General features: G+C 29.4%; 20 protein-coding genes. 1 reads left to right on the top strand and 19 read right to left on the bottom strand.

Translation table 11 applies throughout. From position 1 onward, the window contains the following. Window positions 1–3 precede the first annotated feature (3 nt). The 16 genes from C8269_RS02105 to C8269_RS02030 all read right to left on the bottom strand — a co-directional run bounded on the left by C8269_RS02105 (window position 4) and on the right by C8269_RS02030 (window position 13,524). The gene (locus C8269_RS02105) at window positions 4–960 is read right to left on the bottom strand and encodes an RluA family pseudouridine synthase (RefSeq protein WP_106460204.1); all 957 of its coding nucleotides are present in this window, start codon (window positions 958–960) and stop codon (window positions 4–6) included. 1 nt (window position 961) lies between these two features. Further along, window positions 962–1,507, bottom strand: a complete 546-nt coding sequence (locus C8269_RS02100; protein ID WP_106460203.1) for a DUF6648 family protein — start codon at window positions 1,505–1,507, stop codon at window positions 962–964. Window positions 1,508–1,539: 32 nt separating this feature from the next. Then, window positions 1,540–1,968 carry a hypothetical protein gene (locus C8269_RS02095; RefSeq protein ID WP_106460202.1) on the bottom strand — a complete coding sequence of 143 codons (429 nt, stop codon included), beginning with the start codon at window positions 1,966–1,968 and terminating at the stop codon, window positions 1,540–1,542. Beyond that, window positions 1,931–2,917: a TIGR01212 family radical SAM protein gene (locus C8269_RS02090; RefSeq protein ID WP_106460201.1), complete on the bottom strand. Its 987-nt coding sequence runs from the start codon at window positions 2,915–2,917 to the stop codon at window positions 1,931–1,933. Before C8269_RS02090 ends, C8269_RS02095 begins: the two co-directional genes overlap by 38 nt. Then, window positions 2,917–3,270 (bottom strand): DUF1292 domain-containing protein, encoded by a 354-nt coding sequence (locus C8269_RS02085; RefSeq protein ID WP_106460200.1) that lies wholly within the window; start codon window positions 3,268–3,270, stop codon window positions 2,917–2,919. Before C8269_RS02085 ends, C8269_RS02090 begins: the two co-directional genes overlap by 1 nt. Continuing rightward, complete coding sequence (locus C8269_RS02080) at window positions 3,267–4,655, bottom strand: hypothetical protein (protein WP_106460199.1); 1,389 nt, start codon at window positions 4,653–4,655, stop codon at window positions 3,267–3,269. The genes C8269_RS02085 and C8269_RS02080 overlap by 4 nt, the downstream gene beginning before the upstream one ends. A 9-nt stretch (window positions 4,656–4,664) precedes the next feature. Beyond that, window positions 4,665–5,411 (bottom strand): peptidylprolyl isomerase, encoded by a 747-nt coding sequence (locus C8269_RS02075; protein ID WP_106460198.1) that lies wholly within the window; start codon window positions 5,409–5,411, stop codon window positions 4,665–4,667. Window positions 5,412–5,413: 2 nt separating this feature from the next. Further along, on the bottom strand, window positions 5,414–6,211 hold the full coding sequence (locus C8269_RS02070) for a S1-like domain-containing RNA-binding protein (protein ID WP_106460197.1): 798 nt from the start codon (window positions 6,209–6,211) through the stop codon (window positions 5,414–5,416). Between the two features lie 9 nt (window positions 6,212–6,220). Continuing rightward, a complete protein-coding gene (locus tag C8269_RS02065; RefSeq protein WP_106460196.1) occupies window positions 6,221–7,060 on the bottom strand; it encodes a YitT family protein in 840 nt (279 codons plus the stop codon). A 206-nt stretch (window positions 7,061–7,266) separates the two neighbouring features. Continuing rightward, window positions 7,267–8,160, bottom strand: coding sequence for a kanamycin kinase (locus C8269_RS02060; protein WP_106460195.1), 894 nt, complete (start codon window positions 8,158–8,160; stop codon window positions 7,267–7,269). Window positions 8,161–8,186: 26 nt separating this feature from the next. Then, entirely contained in the window at window positions 8,187–9,893 is a 1,707-nt protein-coding gene (gene ptsP / locus C8269_RS02055; protein WP_106460194.1) for a phosphoenolpyruvate--protein phosphotransferase, read from the bottom strand. A gap of 68 nt (window positions 9,894–9,961) precedes the next feature. Then, on the bottom strand, window positions 9,962–10,222 hold the full coding sequence (locus tag C8269_RS02050) for an HPr family phosphocarrier protein (protein ID WP_106460193.1): 261 nt from the start codon (window positions 10,220–10,222) through the stop codon (window positions 9,962–9,964). 64 nt (window positions 10,223–10,286) lie between these two features. Then, window positions 10,287–11,291, bottom strand: coding sequence for a LacI family DNA-binding transcriptional regulator (locus C8269_RS02045; RefSeq protein WP_106460192.1), 1,005 nt, complete (start codon window positions 11,289–11,291; stop codon window positions 10,287–10,289). Between the two features lie 47 nt (window positions 11,292–11,338). Further along, a complete protein-coding gene (locus C8269_RS02040) occupies window positions 11,339–11,782 on the bottom strand; it encodes a DUF948 domain-containing protein (RefSeq protein WP_106460191.1) in 444 nt (147 codons plus the stop codon). A gap of 19 nt (window positions 11,783–11,801) precedes the next feature. Then, window positions 11,802–12,407 carry a YtxH domain-containing protein gene (locus C8269_RS02035; protein ID WP_106460190.1) on the bottom strand — a complete coding sequence of 202 codons (606 nt, stop codon included), beginning with the start codon at window positions 12,405–12,407 and terminating at the stop codon, window positions 11,802–11,804. Between the two features lie 274 nt (window positions 12,408–12,681). Continuing rightward, on the bottom strand, window positions 12,682–13,524 hold the full coding sequence (locus C8269_RS02030; RefSeq protein ID WP_106460189.1) for an RluA family pseudouridine synthase: 843 nt from the start codon (window positions 13,522–13,524) through the stop codon (window positions 12,682–12,684). Between the two features lie 40 nt (window positions 13,525–13,564). On the opposite strand from C8269_RS02030, the gene C8269_RS02025 reads away from it, so the two are divergent. Continuing rightward, window positions 13,565–14,350 carry an NAD(+)/NADH kinase gene (locus C8269_RS02025; RefSeq protein WP_106460188.1) on the top strand — a complete coding sequence of 262 codons (786 nt, stop codon included), beginning with the start codon at window positions 13,565–13,567 and terminating at the stop codon, window positions 14,348–14,350. Here C8269_RS02025 and C8269_RS02020 read toward each other — a convergent pair whose 3' ends face one another. From C8269_RS02020 to C8269_RS02010, 3 genes are read right to left on the bottom strand one after another with little or no spacing between them, the layout of a single operon-like run. Continuing rightward, on the bottom strand, window positions 14,351–15,874 hold the full coding sequence (locus tag C8269_RS02020; protein WP_106460187.1) for a peptidoglycan D,D-transpeptidase FtsI family protein: 1,524 nt from the start codon (window positions 15,872–15,874) through the stop codon (window positions 14,351–14,353). Continuing rightward, window positions 15,864–17,132, bottom strand: coding sequence for an FtsW/RodA/SpoVE family cell cycle protein (locus tag C8269_RS02015; RefSeq protein WP_106460186.1), 1,269 nt, complete (start codon window positions 17,130–17,132; stop codon window positions 15,864–15,866). The genes C8269_RS02020 and C8269_RS02015 overlap by 11 nt, the downstream gene beginning before the upstream one ends. Then, window positions 17,125–17,628, bottom strand: a complete 504-nt coding sequence (locus tag C8269_RS02010) for an FHA domain-containing protein (protein ID WP_106460185.1) — start codon at window positions 17,626–17,628, stop codon at window positions 17,125–17,127. The genes C8269_RS02015 and C8269_RS02010 overlap by 8 nt, the downstream gene beginning before the upstream one ends. Between the last annotated feature and the right edge of the window lie 86 nt (window positions 17,629–17,714).

The following is a 17,714-nucleotide window of genomic DNA, read 5'->3' as shown; positions in this document are numbered from 1 at the left end:
TCCTCACATTGTCATAATTTTTTCTGATAATTTTTTTATATCTTGATATTTTTTTGAAACAACTTCTAAACCTTCTAAATATTCTAAACCTTTTATCTTAGGAAATACTATTTTATAAGCTAATAAAATTTGATTATTTATATTTAACCTCTCTTTTAAAATCTTATTTACAGATGGATTTCCATATTTACGATCTCCAATTATAGGTGTATTATTTTCTTTAAGTGAAAACCTAATTTGATGAGTTCTTCCTGTAATTAATTTACATTCAAGAAGAGAGTAAGTACCATTAGACTTTATCGGCTTAAAATATGTAAGTATTTCCTTTCCTTCTGAAGACTTTTTAACCTTATTTTTATCTTCATTTTTAGAAATTTTTGTATCAATTTTAAAATCTTTATTAACTTCACCAGCCACTATTGTTAGATAGTATTTATCTAATTTATTTTCTTTAATAGCTTTGTTTAATAATCTCAAAGCATTTGAATTCTTCGCTCCAATTACTAGACCAGCAGTATTTCTATCAAGTCTATTAACAACCGCTGGTTTAAATGTTTTATCGGACATATCAAATGATTTTGTCTTGTAAAGATATGATAGCATATTATCAACAAGATTATTTCCATAATCTTTCTTAGAAGCAGAGTGAGTCAATTGTCCTGCTTCTTTATCCATAACCACTATATTATCATCCTCATAAATTATATCTAAATTAAAATCTTGAGGTATAAAATCGGTTTTACTTAGCCATTTTTTATAATTTTCATCGCTAATGTACATTAAAACCTTATCGCCTTCATATACAAAATCATTATTCTTCGCTCTTTTGCCATTTATTTTGAAATTTCTCTTTCTAATATTTTTAGATATAACCGATAAAGGAGCATTTTCAAAATATTTTCTTAAAAACCTGTCAAACCTTTGATTGCCTTGATTTTTACTAATAATAATTTCTATCATACTAATAACTCTTATTTACATAGGAATCTATTAAAGATTCCCTAATTTCTTCATCAAAGGCATTATTACGCCTAAGTTCTTCTAGTATTTTTTTACTTTTTGAATGGAGGATTAAATTCTTACAGCACTTAACTGAAATCTCAAAAATTTGACCTGTTAGTCTCTTGGATTTTAAATTAATAAAATAAGAATCTATATTTTCATAACCTACTATTTCTAGTAGAGCACATGTAGCCAGATCTTTGAGATAATAATAATTTTCTCTATCATTAATTAACTTTGAATATACTTTTTTCTTTTTAGTTGAATTTTGACATTTAAAAGCCTTGGAGTTGGCTATTTTAGCCATTATATTATAGTACTGATAATTATATACGGCTTCTTCTAGTGATACTATATTAGAAAAAGGCTTTAAACCTAATTTTACTATAAATTCATAATTCCTATCTAAAAACTCGTCTTTATCAATTTTTTCTTCTGTCAATAAACCTATTGAGTCTAATCTCCAATTTTCAAATAAATCTAATTTGTTTTTTTCTAATAACATAATAAAAAACCGTCTCAAAGAGACGGTCTAAATTAATCCTCTAATTTCAATTCAATGATTTCTGATTGGCCTGCTTGAGGAACGTCTTCTTTTTTCCAATCTAGTCCTAGATAAATATCTGATTTAGAATATTCTGAAAGACTACTTAATCTTTCAATTAGATCGTTAATGTTATCATTATTAATATCAACTATATCATATATACCATCGATATAAATTTTTCCAATATCATAGTCTCTTGCTAAAATACCTGATATAAATCCAACTAAAGAATCAACTGATCTAATCTTGTAAGATTTAGCATTAATTAGTCTTATTTTATGATCAAGTATTCTAACTTGGTTGTCTTCAGTATCAACAAATACTATATTTGAATTACCTTTTTCTTTTTCTAAGTTTGCTTCTTCAACTAGATATTTTGTCTTACCTATTCCTTGTTGTCCTACTACTAAATAAATCATAATTTTCCTCCTTGATTTTTCTATAAATTTCTTTTTGGCTTTTATCGCCCTGATTAATATTGTTATCTTGCATGTAAGTAACGATCTCATCTCTTATTAACCACCGAGACCTATCCCAGTTACAAAATATAGAGTCTTCTTTAGGTGCTCTACCAACAAGCCTTGCTATAGCACAATCAGGGCTAATATATCTTAAAAACTCAACTACGTTTTTTTGATATTCTTCTTTTGTTTTCAAATTTATTTCATTATTTTCATACATCTTAGCCAATTTCGTATTCTTGATAATAAAAAGTGAATGAATTTTTACTTCTTTAACATTTAAAGCATTTAAAATTCTGGCAGTTTCTATAGTATCATCTATATCATCCCAAGGCATTGCCAAAATCACATGAGTTGATATCCTAAATTTGTACTTATCTATCAGTTTACAGGCACTTATGAAATCTGCCAGGGACTCACCCCTATTTAATATTTTTAAAGTTCTATAATTTGCTGTTTGTAAGCCTAACTCAAATGTTATATCAATGCCTGTTTCATCGTGAAAACTTTTCAAAAATTTTAGCTTATCTTCACTTATACAATCACTTCTAGTAGCTATCGATATTCCTACGATATAATCTTTTTTGCAAGCCTTAATCATATCTTTAAACACTAAAATACTCATATAAGTATTTGAAAAGTTTTGAAAATAAGCAATAAATTTGTTTGCTTTGTACTTATTTTTTATATACTTGTAGTTTTTTTCAAGTTGCTCATCTACAGTCATGGATGAGGGTAAATTTTCAAAAGAACCTCCACTTTCGGAGCAATAGATACAACCACCAAAACCACATGCACCATCTCTATTTGGACAAGTTAAGGATAACTTAATTGGAAGCTTATATACTTTTTGTCCATAGGTATCCTTATAATAAGTACTAACTGAATAATAAGGAATGTTCGCCATTAGTTTTCTTCGTCTTCTTGGTTAATTTCCTCATTATATTCATCAATCAAATCATCAATCATTTCATCTGTCCAATAATGTGAGAATAAATGATAAACCTCATCCATTTCATCATCATCTTCAATCATTGATAAATCAATATCCTCGCTATCATATATATCAGTATAATTAAATATATAGATATCTGAAGATTCTCCTGACAATAAAGCTATATATTCTTTTTGATCTACGCTAAAAATATCTATTAAAAGACACTCATCAGTAGAATCGCCTAAATCGATTTCAATTACTGCTTTACCCTTGTTCTTATTAAAGATTACTTCATGACCATGAAGATTCAATACCTCAGTCATACATTCTCCTTACTTTTTCTCATATTAGATAACACTTTTCCAATTAAGTCTATGATTTTTTCTATATCATTAATACGACTATGAAAACATTCATCATCTTGTTTATATTTTACCCCTAATGAGACAATGTTCACATTCACTTTGTCAAATATCATGCTTGAATCTAACGAATACTGAGTCTTAACAACTTCTAATGATTGATCAAAAAGCTCATTGTAAGACTCTTTAAAACAATCTCTAAGTTCGTGATTAGAGTTTTTCCATCTTGGTATTAACAATTTTTCATTAAACTTCGATCCTGATATCTTAGTGGCTAAAATTGTTTTTTCAAGCATCTGATTCATACTTTCTTCTGTAAGTGATCTCAATACCAAAATAATATTTATTGAATGCCTCAAAGATTTAGTTGTAGCTAAGTTTGATGATGATATAGTTTGATTATCTATACTATTTACAGCAAAAGTTCCTGATGGTAATAGTTCAATTAATGAAGCTAAATGATTAAAAGATTCTGTTGTAATAGGATCGATATTTTTATCATCAATTTTTTGACACTCTATATGCATATCTGGTTCATATCTTAAATTTTTTTCTATAACTTCATTTTTTATTATATCAAAGATATTTTCCAGCTCATTTTCATAGTCAGAATTTATAATAAAATCTATATCTGCATATGATGGGATATTATCATACCTATCTCCCGCCGATATAGAGACCATCTCAAGATCAACTTTCGCCTTCATCTTCCTAAGAATACTCATAATGAGCTTTATAGAATTAAGTCTAAGCTTATTAATGTTTTCTCCCGATCTACCGCCAATGAGCTTACTTATAGATAATCTATAACTTATAAATCCATAGCTTGGTCTAAATCTTTTTATAGGAACCTTAATTACCGATAAAATTAAAGATGAAAATTCATCTGCTAAGCAATCATCCTGTCTCAAATTAAGGTTTATAATATTATCACACCTTAAGTACCTCCTAATCAAAGAATAATCTGACGTCTTATCTTGAATATTATTCTTTGTAATTAAGACATCAAAAGATTCATCTGAATACATTAGCAAATAATTAATTAATATAGCGGAGGTAATTATATTGATATTAGACTTGCTAACTATTGATTCCTCATCATCGACATCAAAAATATCAAAATATACCTTTGATAAACTATCTATATTTAGATGCAATAATACGAGAGGATTATTCCCTTTTTTTATATAATAAGAATCCTCAATTTTTTCAATAGAGCAAAATTTTTCAGTAGCCGTTTTTATTATTGCATCTACGACGTTTGGAAGTTCTTCTTTGTTTTTAATCTCAACCTTTAATTGATCTATATAATTTTTTAAATTAGAATTTCCACTTTCGTTTCCCATAAGAACTTCCTAGTAATATTTTTTTACCTCAACTTTTTTCGCAAGGTCTGCTATTTTCTCGAGGTATTTTTCTTGTCTTTTCATCATAGTATATGTTTGATAAACTTGGTCTTTTAATTCATCAAAAGATTTTTCTTTTTCATTTTCTAAATCTTCAAGTTTTATAATATGATATCCAAATTGAGATTTAACTGGCTTAGAAATCTCACCTACTTCTAATGAATCAAGACCATCTTGAAATTCCTTAACCATAACTCCCTCAGGAAATTTTCCTAATGAGCCACCACTAGCTGCTGAAGGATCTTTTGAATACTTTTTAGCAGCTTCTTTAAAATCAAGACCTTCTACGATTTCACTATAGATGTCGTTGGCCTTATCCTCAGAATCAATCAAAATATGACTTGCTTGGTATAGCTTTTTGGGAGAAAATAATTTTTTATTATCTTCATAGTATTTTTTGACTTCTTCTTCATCTACACTAATATCACTAAAAATTTTGTGCATAGCATAGTTTTTTAACATATTATCTTTTACTAAGTTCAATTCTTTTTTAAATTCTTCATCTTCTTCAAATTTGTTTTCATAAGCATCGACTAATAGTATTTCCTGATTAACCATTTCGTCAGTTAAAATTTTGATGCCTTCTTCATTTTGAAATCTTTGATTTTGTTCGATATTAGCCATGAAGTTATAAACGTCTTGCTCATATATCTTTTTGCCATTAACTTCAGCTAACAATTTGTTATTATTATCCATATTTACCTTTCGTTTAGTTCAATCCTATCCTTGTATATTATTATATCTTTGTTTTTATAAAGCCTACCTATAGCTCTTTTAAATGAAGACTTGCTCATAGCAAAATATGAGTAAATCTTTTCGGGTGATGACTTATCTGAAAGTGAGACATATTTATTTTCATACAGATAGTCTAATATCTTATCGCTATCATTGTCAATTTCTAGATAGGCGCGTTTTCTTAAGGATAATTCAATTTTGCCATCACTTTTTACTTCTTTTACCCTAGCTTTAACAAGCTCACCTTCTATATAGACCCCTGATAATTCTTTAATCCTTATGAGACTATCATATTTTTCATCTATAGCTACAAAAGCACCTATTGATTTATTTATTGAGTAAATTCTTCCTGTCACTGTGTCATTTTCTTTAAAATTGTGGTCGGTTGATAATAAGTCTCTTATTTTGCTTGTCAGAAAAACATAGCCATCTTTTTCCTTAAAAGCTACTGGATAAGTCATATCCTTAATTATTTTATATGTTCTTTCCTCAAATGGTAAGAATATGTGGCCTCCTTTTATTTCGAAGTAGACCCCTTTTTTATCAATTTCTACTGCTTTTAAAGAATATATATGATCAATTTTGTAGGCTAAACCTCTTGTTGCTCTGAGTACATTATTTAAATCGTAATAAAGAAAAGCTTCTACTGAATCGTTTTGTTTTAACCCCTTCACTTGTTCTTTATCAATAACGGCATCTCCCTTTCTGGTCTGAAGATATGCTTTATTTTTTGTAAATCTTTTTATTTTAAATTGTTTTATATTATTCTCCTATGTTAGTGAATCAAATGTAAAGCCCTCACCTAGTACTTCAGAAACTGAATAAGTAAATATAAAGGCCCTATCATCAATAGTTAATATATCGTCTTTAATTGAAGGGAATCGTCTGACATTAGTAACAGTCATTATAACTTCCTGATTTCTATGAGAAAATCCACCTTCTCCCTTTAATATGGTTACTCCTCTTTCATGTTTGTTAATTAAACAATTATTAATTTCATCATATTTTTCAGAAATTACGACAATTGCAATTTTTCTTCCGAATCCTTGTATAAAATAATCAAGGCCAACAGATTGAATCATTATTGCCAAAGTTGCATATAGTGCCCTCTCTGTGCCAAATATCACTGCTGAAAGTGACACAACTACAAAATCCGACATAAATAAACATGCATGTAAGGCCAACCCGAATTTTCTATTTAGGATTGCTGCTATTAAATCTGTTCCACCAGAAGATGCTTCGTGATGAAAAACTATACCCAATCCTAAAGATACTATTATTGATCCAAATATGATATTAATAATTATGTCATCACTCAAAGAAATATCCGGCATAAACATTTCAAAAATTATTATGAATCCTGAAACAGATAGCGATGAAATCAGTGATCTTTTAGCAAAGTCAAAACTAATAAATATTACTCCTGCTATCAAAACTATGACATTCAAAATTAAGTTGACTAGACCAAGGTTAAGAACTGGAAAAGCAGTTGATATGACAAGAGCAAACCCAGATAAACCACCTGCAGCTATATCATTACTTAATAAAAAGAAATAAAGACCACTAGCAATCAAAAATGATCCCAATAAAATTAATAAGTATTTTTTCATTTCTAACTCCATTTATTATACTAAAATCGTATCACAAATTGAAGAATTATTCAATTAATAATAAGAAAAAGCGCTACTGCAAGATAAATAAATAGACTAAAAGCATTTTTCATTTTACTTTGCTAAACTTTAATCGTTTATAGCAAGCTTTTTTAGAAATTTCTGCTATAGATATTATTTATTTCTTTTTTGCAATAGCACCTATCTTATACAGCCCAATTTGGGACTATATTATTAAAATTATCATACATAGCGAATATTGCTTCTATCTCTTTATCTTTTAATTTTGATTCTTTATTATTTCTAATGTTTATTAAATCTTCTAAAAGAGCAGTCGCTTGATATAGACTTAGTAGCCTAAAAAATTTTCTTGGTGGTTTATTAGAATCGTGATATGAATATAAGGTAGCTTTTGCAAATTCAGGATGACTAATTGCAATTTTATTTATTTCAATAAAATCTACTATTCCATCCCCGTATTCTAGAGATTTGATTGCTCTTAAATCTAAATTATCTTTATTGTATACTCTAATATTTTTATCACTAATATCTTTGTAAAGCAAATTAACGGCTGTATTTTCAGTAAGATGCCTATTCGCACTTATAAAATCTGTTAGAATATAATCATCATCTTTTATCTCTCCAAGACCATGCTTATAAAATATTTGGTTAGATTTTATTAGAAACTTCTTCTTCCAATCTATCTTTTGATCAGGTTTTAAAGAGTGTAGCCTTTTTAAGGCCTTTCCAAATTTTTCTCCAAGTTCTTCTTTAAACTCTTTATTTGCATTCTGAAGAACATCCCTAAGGGCTACCTCATCCCTAAATTCATATATTTTATACGATCTTTCAATATCAGGCATAATCCCTTTTTCATAGATATCAAGAGGATTTAAACCAGCACTTTCTAAAATTTCATTGACAAAGGTTTCGTTATTTATATCGTCATACTCAGCTAAATCATATAGAGAAAATACATATGCTTTTTCATCTATAATAATTTTATATTTACTAGATCCTATTTGTTCTATATAATCAACTTTGTTTATATCTTTAAAAATATTAGTGTGCCCTAATATCTTTTTTATATCATTAGGCATGAGAAATCACCTTCATTTAATTCAATTTATTTATTATGTTCAATAACCATCTTTTCTACATCGCTTGTTAGTTCTTGATCAATTGCTTTCTTAGCAAATTCTTCTTCTTCAGATAAACTTGATTTTAATATAGTATCTTTAATTTCTGCAATCTTTGCAGAAGATCCAGAAAACTCATCTAGACCTAGACCTAGTAGTAATTTTGTTGCTTCTGTATCACCAGCAAAGGCTCCACACATACCTGTCCATTTTCCTGCTTCATGCGATACATCTATAACATGTTTTATAGCTCTTAAAACTGCAGGATTATAGTTTGAGTACATATGAGCAATATTTTCATTTCCTCTATCTACTGCTAGGGTATATTGGGTTAAGTCATTAGTACCAATTGAGAAGAAATCAGCATATTTTATAAATTTATCTGCCATGATTATAGATGCAGATGTTTCTACCATTATTCCGACATCTAGGTCTTTATTATAAGAAGTACCTTCTTTATCTAGGTCTTTTTTAATTTCTTCAATTAATTCAATTGATGACTTAAGTTCATCTATATTGACTACAAATGGAATCATTATCTTTAGATTTCCATATGCAGAAGCTCTAACTAGAGCCCTTAGTTGGGTTTTAAAAATATCTTCTTTATCTAAGCAAAGTCTAATAGCTCTATAACCCAAGAACGGATTTTCTTCAACAGGGAATTTAAAATAGTCAAGTCCCTTATCGCCACCTATGTCTAGAGTCCTAATTATAAGCGGTTTTTCTCCAAGCATTTCAGTAGCTTCTTTATAGACTTCAAACTGTTCTTCTTCAGTTGGGAAATTAGTATTTTCCATATATAAGAATTCAGTTCTAAATAATCCAACACCATCACAACCATTTTCTATAGCAAGTTTCAAATCTTCTATATTTCCGATATTAGCAGAAACCTCTATATGCTTTCCATCTTTTGTGATAGCTTTCTTATCTTTTATAGTTTTTAGTCTTTCTTTCTTTTCAACTTGTTCTTTAATTAGACTTTCATATTTTTCCAACTCTTCATCACTTGGATCAACTATAAGAATTCCCTTATTACCATCTAATATAGCTTTTTCTCCACCTGCAACTTTTGTAGAAACATCTCCCATACCTACTAAGGCTGGCATGTCTAAAGTTTGGGCGATTATTGAAGTATGACTTGTTTTACCACCTAAATCTGTTGCAAAACCTACCACTGCTTCTTTATCCATATTAGCTGTATCACTTGGAGTTAGTTCTTTAGAAATAATTATTGATTGTTTTTCAAGCTTAGATAAATCTTTAGGTTTTATACCTTTTAATTTATACATAACTTGGTATCCAATATCTTGGTAATCGCTTGCTCTTTCCTTTAGATATTCATCATCTAAGGCGCTCATTATTTCAACCATTTCTCTAATGGTTTCATCAAGAGCTTGTTCTTTATTTTTTAATTCATTTTTTATCTTGGATTCTATTGTATCTGAAAAATATGGATCTTGAAGTAATTCTTTGTGGGCATTTGCTATATTTATTTGTGCTTCTGTCGGGTTTTCTAAATTGCTTAGCTCTTCCACATATGAATTAATAGCATCCTTAACCTTTTCAAATTCAGAGGCTTTTAATTCTTCACTAATAGTACTTTTGTCAATTTCAATTTCTTCTCTGGTAAATAAATATATATTACCAATTGCATAGCCTGTACTGGCTTTTAGACCTTCATATGTCTTAGTCATATGCTATTTCTCCTTTATCGTATTCTAAAAAAAGGATACTACGAAAGTATCCTTTTATAGATTTTATATTATTCAGCTAAGTTTTCTACAAATTCAACAAGTTCATCAGCGAATTTTTCATCATCATCGCCATCAACTACAAGTTTAATTTCTGTACCTTTAGCAATGCCTAAGCTCATAACGTTGAAGATACTCTTTGCGTTTGCTTCTTTATCTTCTTTTATAATTGTTACTTCACCTGGATAGTTTTTTACGAATTGTACTAATGAAGCTGCTGGTCTTGCGTGTAAACCTGTTTCATTTGTAACTACTACTATTCTTTCTGCCATTAAAATCCTCCTAAAATGTTTTTCATATTCATATTGTACTTTATTTTATGACTTTAACAATTAATTAATTTATAACTTTAGATGATTCTCTTTGATGTATTTGAGCATCTATTACCCAATCATCAACAAGAATCTCACCTTCTTGCTTTATCCTTTTTATAAGAGCTCTGATAGATATAGCCCCAATATCGTAATAAGGAATTGAAACTGTAGTAAGCTTTGGTCTATAGACGCTTGCTATTTTACTGTCTCCAAATCCAACTACTGATAGGTCATCTGGAACTTTTATTCCATTATCAACACAGTAGTTCATAAATCCAATAGCTATTTCATCATTTACGCATGCAACAGCAGTTATAGATTCCTTTTTAATTAATTCTATAGCCTGATCAGCCATTCTATAACCATCATCGCTTGTTATACCATCAATCCTTAAAATATAAGAATTATCAGCTCCTACTGCACTTTCGTAACCTTTTACCATTGAATCGTTTATTACATTTTGTTCCTTATCTGCAACAAATAATATTTTTTTATGACCTTGTTGAGTCAATGACTGTACTAGTCTATTTTCTTCAGATTCAAAATCAATTTTTACTGTTTTTATGTTTTTATAAGAATGATACTTATCTAGAAGTACAAAAGGAATTTTTGTTTCCCTAAGTTTGACTAAGACTTCTGTAGATATATCTTCTGTTATAATAACTAAACCTTCAACTTGTTTAGTAGCTAAAAAATCTATAGAGTTTTCAAGCTGTTTATCCTCTCCATATGAAGATGATAAGATAATATCATACTTATATACTCTACCTATTTCTTCAATACCTCTAATAAGTTGGGCCATATACTCGATACCGATGTCTTTTACAATCACGCCTATTAGATTAGATTTTCTCATTACTAAAGATCTGGCTAACTCATTAGGTTTAAAGTCTAATTTGTTAATAGCGTCAACAACTTTTCTTCTAGCCTCAGGACTTACTGGTTTTGAATTGTTCATTACTCTTGAGACTGTCGAAATTGACACTCCCGCAAGCTTAGCAACGTCTTTAATTGTTGGTTGTCCCATAACTCCTCCATTCAGCACAAAAGCCATCAATTTTGATGGCTTAAATCTTAACCTGCAATTACGTTTCTTACGATATCGATAACATCCATTATCAATGATGAATAATCAGTAATTGATGCGACACCTGCTCCAAAAGTATCGACACTATCAACAGCAGTTATTCCAACATAATTGACGGTATCTTTTATATCATCTGTTATGCTATTTACACTTGTCATAGTTTCATTTACTTTTGCTATTGCCATTTTTAGATTAGGATCTGTAACAATGCCATTTACATTATTTACTAAATCGTGTGCTTGGTTAGTTAAATCAGGTAATTTTTCAATTACTTGATCTATGTTATTTGAGTTTTTATCTAAAACTTTTTGAGCGCTTCCTAACAATTTATTCACTTTAACTAGTACTAATACTAAGAAAACTAGAGCTAGTATAGCTAAGATTGTTATGATAATATTGCCGAGAAGATTAAAATCTATCGTTACTTGCATTTATGATCTCCTTGACTTTTTACTTGTTTTGGCTTGCTTTTTTATCGTTTTCTTTTACCTTTTGTGCTGTTTCTTTAGCTTCATCTTTTACTTCTTTAGCGTCTTCTTTAACTACTTCTTTTGTTTCTGATGCTTCTTTAGAGATTTCATCTTTCTTTTCATCAGCAACTTTTGATATTTCTCCGGCGCTTTCTTTTACTATTTCTTTAACATCTTTTGCGCCTTCTGCAAGTGAATTTTTCACATTCTTAGAAGCATCTTTAATTTGTCTACCAGTATCTTTAGCTACTTCTGCGCTATATTCTATACCATCTTTGATTGGTTGAAGATCAGTATATGCTCTATATTTTAAATCTTCATATCCATCTTTTGCTTGATCTATAACATCACTGGTAGTTTCTTTTACAGTATCTACTGTATCATTAAAAGCTTCCTTGATATCCTCTCTAGTTTCTTTACCAGATTTTGGAGCGAGTAATAAACCAGCTGCAGCACCTACCAATAATCCCGCTAAGGCTCCTTGGCCTCTCATTCTGCTATCACGGTTTTTTGCTTTCCAAATTTCATATTTTATTTCTCTTTGTTTAGCTTTCGCTCTGCTTTCAATATAATCTGCTATTGACATATAATTCTCCTTTGTATTTTAGTCTTATTACTTATTACCCAAATATAAGTTTTTTAAAACAAAAAATTATCCTAAGGTGGCCCTTACTTTAAGACCTTCCCGTATGTGAAGGTGGGCAAGCTGTCTAAAATCATCTGACTTCCACTCTAAGGAGGCTTGTCATAGAAGTTAGAACTCCGCAATCCCTTATAAAAGCTGTAGGTTTAAATTGGACCTTGTCCTTAGGATAACCCTATTATAATATATTTTTAATTTTTTTGCAAGAAAAATATTTTCACATTTTATTAACAAATCCCTCAAAATCAGGATAATCTTTTATGGTAATACTTTCCTTTTTTAAAAAAACATTAAATTTTAAATAATAAGAATGTAATAAAAATCTTTCATAATCAAAATTTGAACCATATAATTTATCACCTATTATTGGGTGACCTAAGTATCTAAGAGATGACCTAATTTGATGTGTCTTACCTGTCATTATATCGCATTCTATAATTGAATATTTTTCATTTGTTTCTAAAGTTTTAAAATGAGTAATAGCAAGTTTCCCATCTTTGGCTTTGTCATGTCTTTTTGATCTCTCATCATAAGCTAGCTTTATTTTATAGAGTTTATTAATATTAAGTTCTCCTTCAACATAAGCAATATATTTTTTTATAAGATTGTTATCTTCAATTTCTTTTTGGTAAAAGGATTGGGCATAAGAATTTTTTGCTATCATTATTAGACCCGATGTATTCATATCAAGTCTATTTATAAATCTTACTTTTGATTTTATATTATTTTCCTTAAAATAATAAGCAATATAATTTGCAAGACTTACTTGTCCATTTGAGTTTACCGTTATGTTAGAGTCTTTTGAAATTATTATTAGATTGTCATCTTCATATTTTATATTCAGTTTTCCTGTCACTGCCTTATAGTCGAGTTCTTCATTATCAACCGGTACTTTTATAAGGTCATTCTTTTTTATTTTAACATTTGATTTTATCTCTTGATTATTAAGTAATAATCCGTTTTTTAGCAGCTTATCAATAGCCCTTTTTGAAAAATGATTATTTTTTAATAAGGTTTTTATTGTTTTTTCGTTAATATTCTTAATTTCTATATATATCATGGCTACTCCTATGTTATAATGATATATGAGAGGACATCATATGACAAATATTATAAACATTTTTAAAAACAAATCAAAATATAGTAATGCAATTTTCCACAAAACTAAAAAGATTTTTCAAAAATATGGCTATAGTGTAAGCACTTCATACGATGATAGGGCTGTTCTAAATTTGGTTATCGGTGGAGACGGAACATTTTTAAGTGCTGTACATCAATCAGAATTTTCTGAAATACCTTTTATTGGTATTAATACTGGTCATTTAGGTTTCTATCAAGAAATTGAAGTAGACATGATTGAAGATTTTGTTAAGAGATATACCAAAAATGACTTTTTAATCGAAGAGCTTACTGTTCTAGAATCTAAGGTAAACAATAGATCATTTAAAGCAATTAATGAAGTAGTTGTCAAATCAAATAAAAATCAGATTGTAAGACTTAAGGTCTTTATAGATGGTAATTTTATAGAATCTTATGCAGGGGATGGTCTAATAATTTCTACTCCTCATGGGTCTACAGCCTATAACCTATCTAGTAACGGTGCTATATTACACCAATCCTTAAATGGTTTTCAGCTAACACCTGTAGCGCCTGTATATTCTAATCTTAACAATTCCCTAAAATGTCCAGTAGTCTTACCTAATGATGCGAGCATTGATATTGTGGTTTCTAAAAGAGACAACTACCATACAATATTTATCTTTGATGGTAGGGAATTAAATACCAAAGACTACAAAATTAGGATAAAAGTTTCTTCAAAAAAAATAAACAAGCTTATTCTTAATAAAAACCACTATTGGACTAATATTAAAAATAAGCTTATGTGATCAATCAAATGATATTGTATTTATAATATCTCTTATGATATTTCTAGCTATGGGTGCTGCAGTCTCCCCACCAGTGCCCTTGCTATCTTCTATTAAGAGAGCTATAGCAAGCTTTGGGTCATATGCTGGAGCGAAACCTACAAACCAAGCATCTACATTGCCATCGCTCTTATCTGCAGTTCCTGTCTTGCCAGCGATTTGAATTGAATCTAAATAGGCTGACGTTCCTGTTCCTTCGTTTACTACTCCTACCATCATATCTCTAATTTTTTCGGCTGTATCTTTGCTAGTTACCTTAGATAAAACTTCGTTTTCCGCTTGAAATATTATTTTTTTATCTTTATTTGTTATTTGGTTCACAAGTCTTGGCTTTTGCATTATCCCATTGTTTGCAATAGCAGATGTAATCATAGCCATATGAAGTGGTGTCATCTGCGTTTTTCCATATCCAAAGCCAGTCATAGCTAGGTCAGCTTGATTAAGTTCATCAAATGGTATAATAGATTTGCTTACGTCTATATCAAAGTCATACTGTTTATTAAACATAAATTTTTCACTCGTCTTTGCAAGTTTATCTTTACCTAAATCATGTGCTTTAGCAGCAAAATATGTATTTGCAGAGTTTATAAAAGCACTTCTTAGATTAAGATTGCCAAATATTTGATCACCATAGTTTTTAATTTCGTAGCCTTGAATCTCTTGGCTACCAGTGTCTTTATATTCTTGATTTATATTATTATCTACAATAGAGGTTGCGGTTATAATTTTATAAGCAGAACCTGGCCTATATAAGCCCTGTGTTGTCCTATTTATAAGTCTACCATCGTCTGTTTGTATCAAATTATTCCAATCAGTATCAACAGAATTAGGATTAAAAGTAGGCGTTGAAACCATTGCTAATACTTCTCCAGTATTAGGTTTCATTATTACACATGCAGCCTTATAATTTGAAAGATAGGCATAAACTATATTTTGAATATGTTGATCTAAACTTAAATGAAGGTCGTTTCCCGTGTCATTTTTTACAACCATTTTTCTAAATTGGCTGAAGTTTTCATCAGATAAGGCAAGTAACTGTCTATTATATGATTTTTCTATACCAGTCTTTCCATAGGTTTTAGAGGAATAGCCGGTGACACTTGCGCTTGCTAAAGGATAGTTATAAATTCTTACTTGCTTTCCTTGCCCATCATCCTGGCTATAAACCATAAGATTTTCATTTCTATCAAATATACTTCCCCTATGAATCAAATCTTCATTTAGCCATAACCTTCTATTATTAGAATTATCCGCGATTTTTTTCGCCTTAAACAGCTGAAAATAAACCAAATATAAGGCCAGTAGCATAAACAATAGGACAAATACGACCATTATAAAAATAAGTCTCTTATTTAAGGTTGATTTTGACAAAACTTTTAACCTTGAGTTATCCTTTATCCTTTGATCTTGCTCTATTTTTTTGATTTTATCAATGAATGATATATTAGAAGATCTTTTTTTCCTATTATTTTTATTATTTGACATTCTTAGACCCTCCAATGTTTACTTCTTCCCCACAATACTGCAAACATCCTAAAAGAATAAAACCTGCAAGCATTGAAGATCCACCTTGACTAATAAACGGTAGGGTTACGCCTGTAAGTGGAATTATCTTAAGTACTCCGCCTAGGATTATTAGGGTTTGCAAGGCAAATAAAACCCCTATGCAAAAAGCTAAGACCGAGTAGAACTTTACCTGTTGGGTTAAGGATATTTTTAAGGCCCTATATACTAGGATCATAAATAATAAGACAACACCAATCCCCATGAAAATACCCATCTCTTCACAAATCGCAGAGAAAATGAAATCAGACTCAGCAACTGGAACATAGTCAGGATGACCTAGGCCTATACCTGTGCCAAATAAGCCACCACTTGCTGTTGCAAAGAGGGCCTGAGTAATCTGATAGCCTGTAACATTTATATCTGACCAAGGATCAAGCCAAGTGCTTACTCTTATCCTAACATGGCCAAATAGAAAATAAGCCACTATTGAACCTATTATCATAAAGAACATATTGATAAATATTAATCTTCTATCTTTTTCATATACAAACTGACTTACTATAAGTGTACCAAAAAATATAAGCGCAGTTCCCAAGTCTTTTTGAAGAAATAAAAATCCTATAAAAACATAAATTATAAAATTCATAAAGTATCTTCCAAATGGTTTTAAGCTAATTTTATTGAAATTTGCATAAAAACTAGCTATGAAAAAGGCCAAAGGTACTTTTATAAACTCTGATGGTTGTATTGTAATTATATTTTTAATAACAATCCAGTTCTTTGCCCCACCTAAATAAGTACCAAATACAAGAGTTAGAATAAACAAGACTATTGACACGCCAGCATAAAACAAAATCAATTTATCCCAAAACTTAAATGATTTTAAGATAAAGTAGGTGAGGAAAAATAAAACTACTCCAGCTAAATAAAATTGTAACTGCCTTCTTCCAAGCTTTGGATCAAGCCTATAAATTATAGCAACACCTATAGAAAATAACATATTTACTATCAATAGTAAAATATTATCAGACTTGGTGAACTTATCTACTAAAAATGATACCAGCAAGGTAACTATCAATATGGCTATATAGGTATAAAAATCAATATTTGTCAAGTTTTCTATATTAAAAATCATAGCCAAGGATAAACTCAAAAACTCAAATATAAATAATAAGATGTTTGCCTTAGCTCTGGAGTGTACCATTGATTTTTCTGGATTATCTAATTTCTTAAACATCTTTTTCATCCTGTTCAAATAAGAATTTTAAGGAGCCAAGTCTGATTACATCTCCCGATTTTAGTTCTATGGCATCTTCAATTCTCTCATCATTTAAATATGTTCCATTAGCAGATTTTAAATCTTCTAAAAAATACATATCCTCATCTTGCAAGATTCTAGCGTGAAACTTAGAAAGATATTTATCATTTATTTCTATTGTATTTTTCTTATCACGCCCTATTGTGTTATTTTCTCCCAAAAAATAATATTCTTGAACTTCAAAATTAAAGCCATCATATTTATTTATTAGGTTTAAATAGGCATCATGTTCCTGTTCTTTCTTAAGTGTTGTTCTTACATCGTAATATATAATTCTGATAATAGAATATATGAAATAAAAAACAACAAAAACAAAGAGATACTTTAATATTGTTGATAATAATTGATATAAAGTTAAATTTCCAAATACATTTATTGAAAATATTTTATCAATAAGATTAAAAAAGTTTTCCATATATTTAATACTCCTTGGCTATATATTATGATATTTTAATCTTAATTTCAAGTATAAAATAAAAAAACCTCAGGATAAACCTGAGG

Origin of the sequence: Anaerococcus sp. Marseille-P3915, assembly GCF_900258475.1 — a bacterium.
Taxonomy (GTDB): Bacteria; Bacillota; Clostridia; order Tissierellales; family Peptoniphilaceae; genus Anaerococcus; species Anaerococcus kampingae.
The sequence above is the reverse complement of the archived record's forward strand: the minus strand, read 5'-3'. Positions and strand labels throughout refer to the sequence as shown.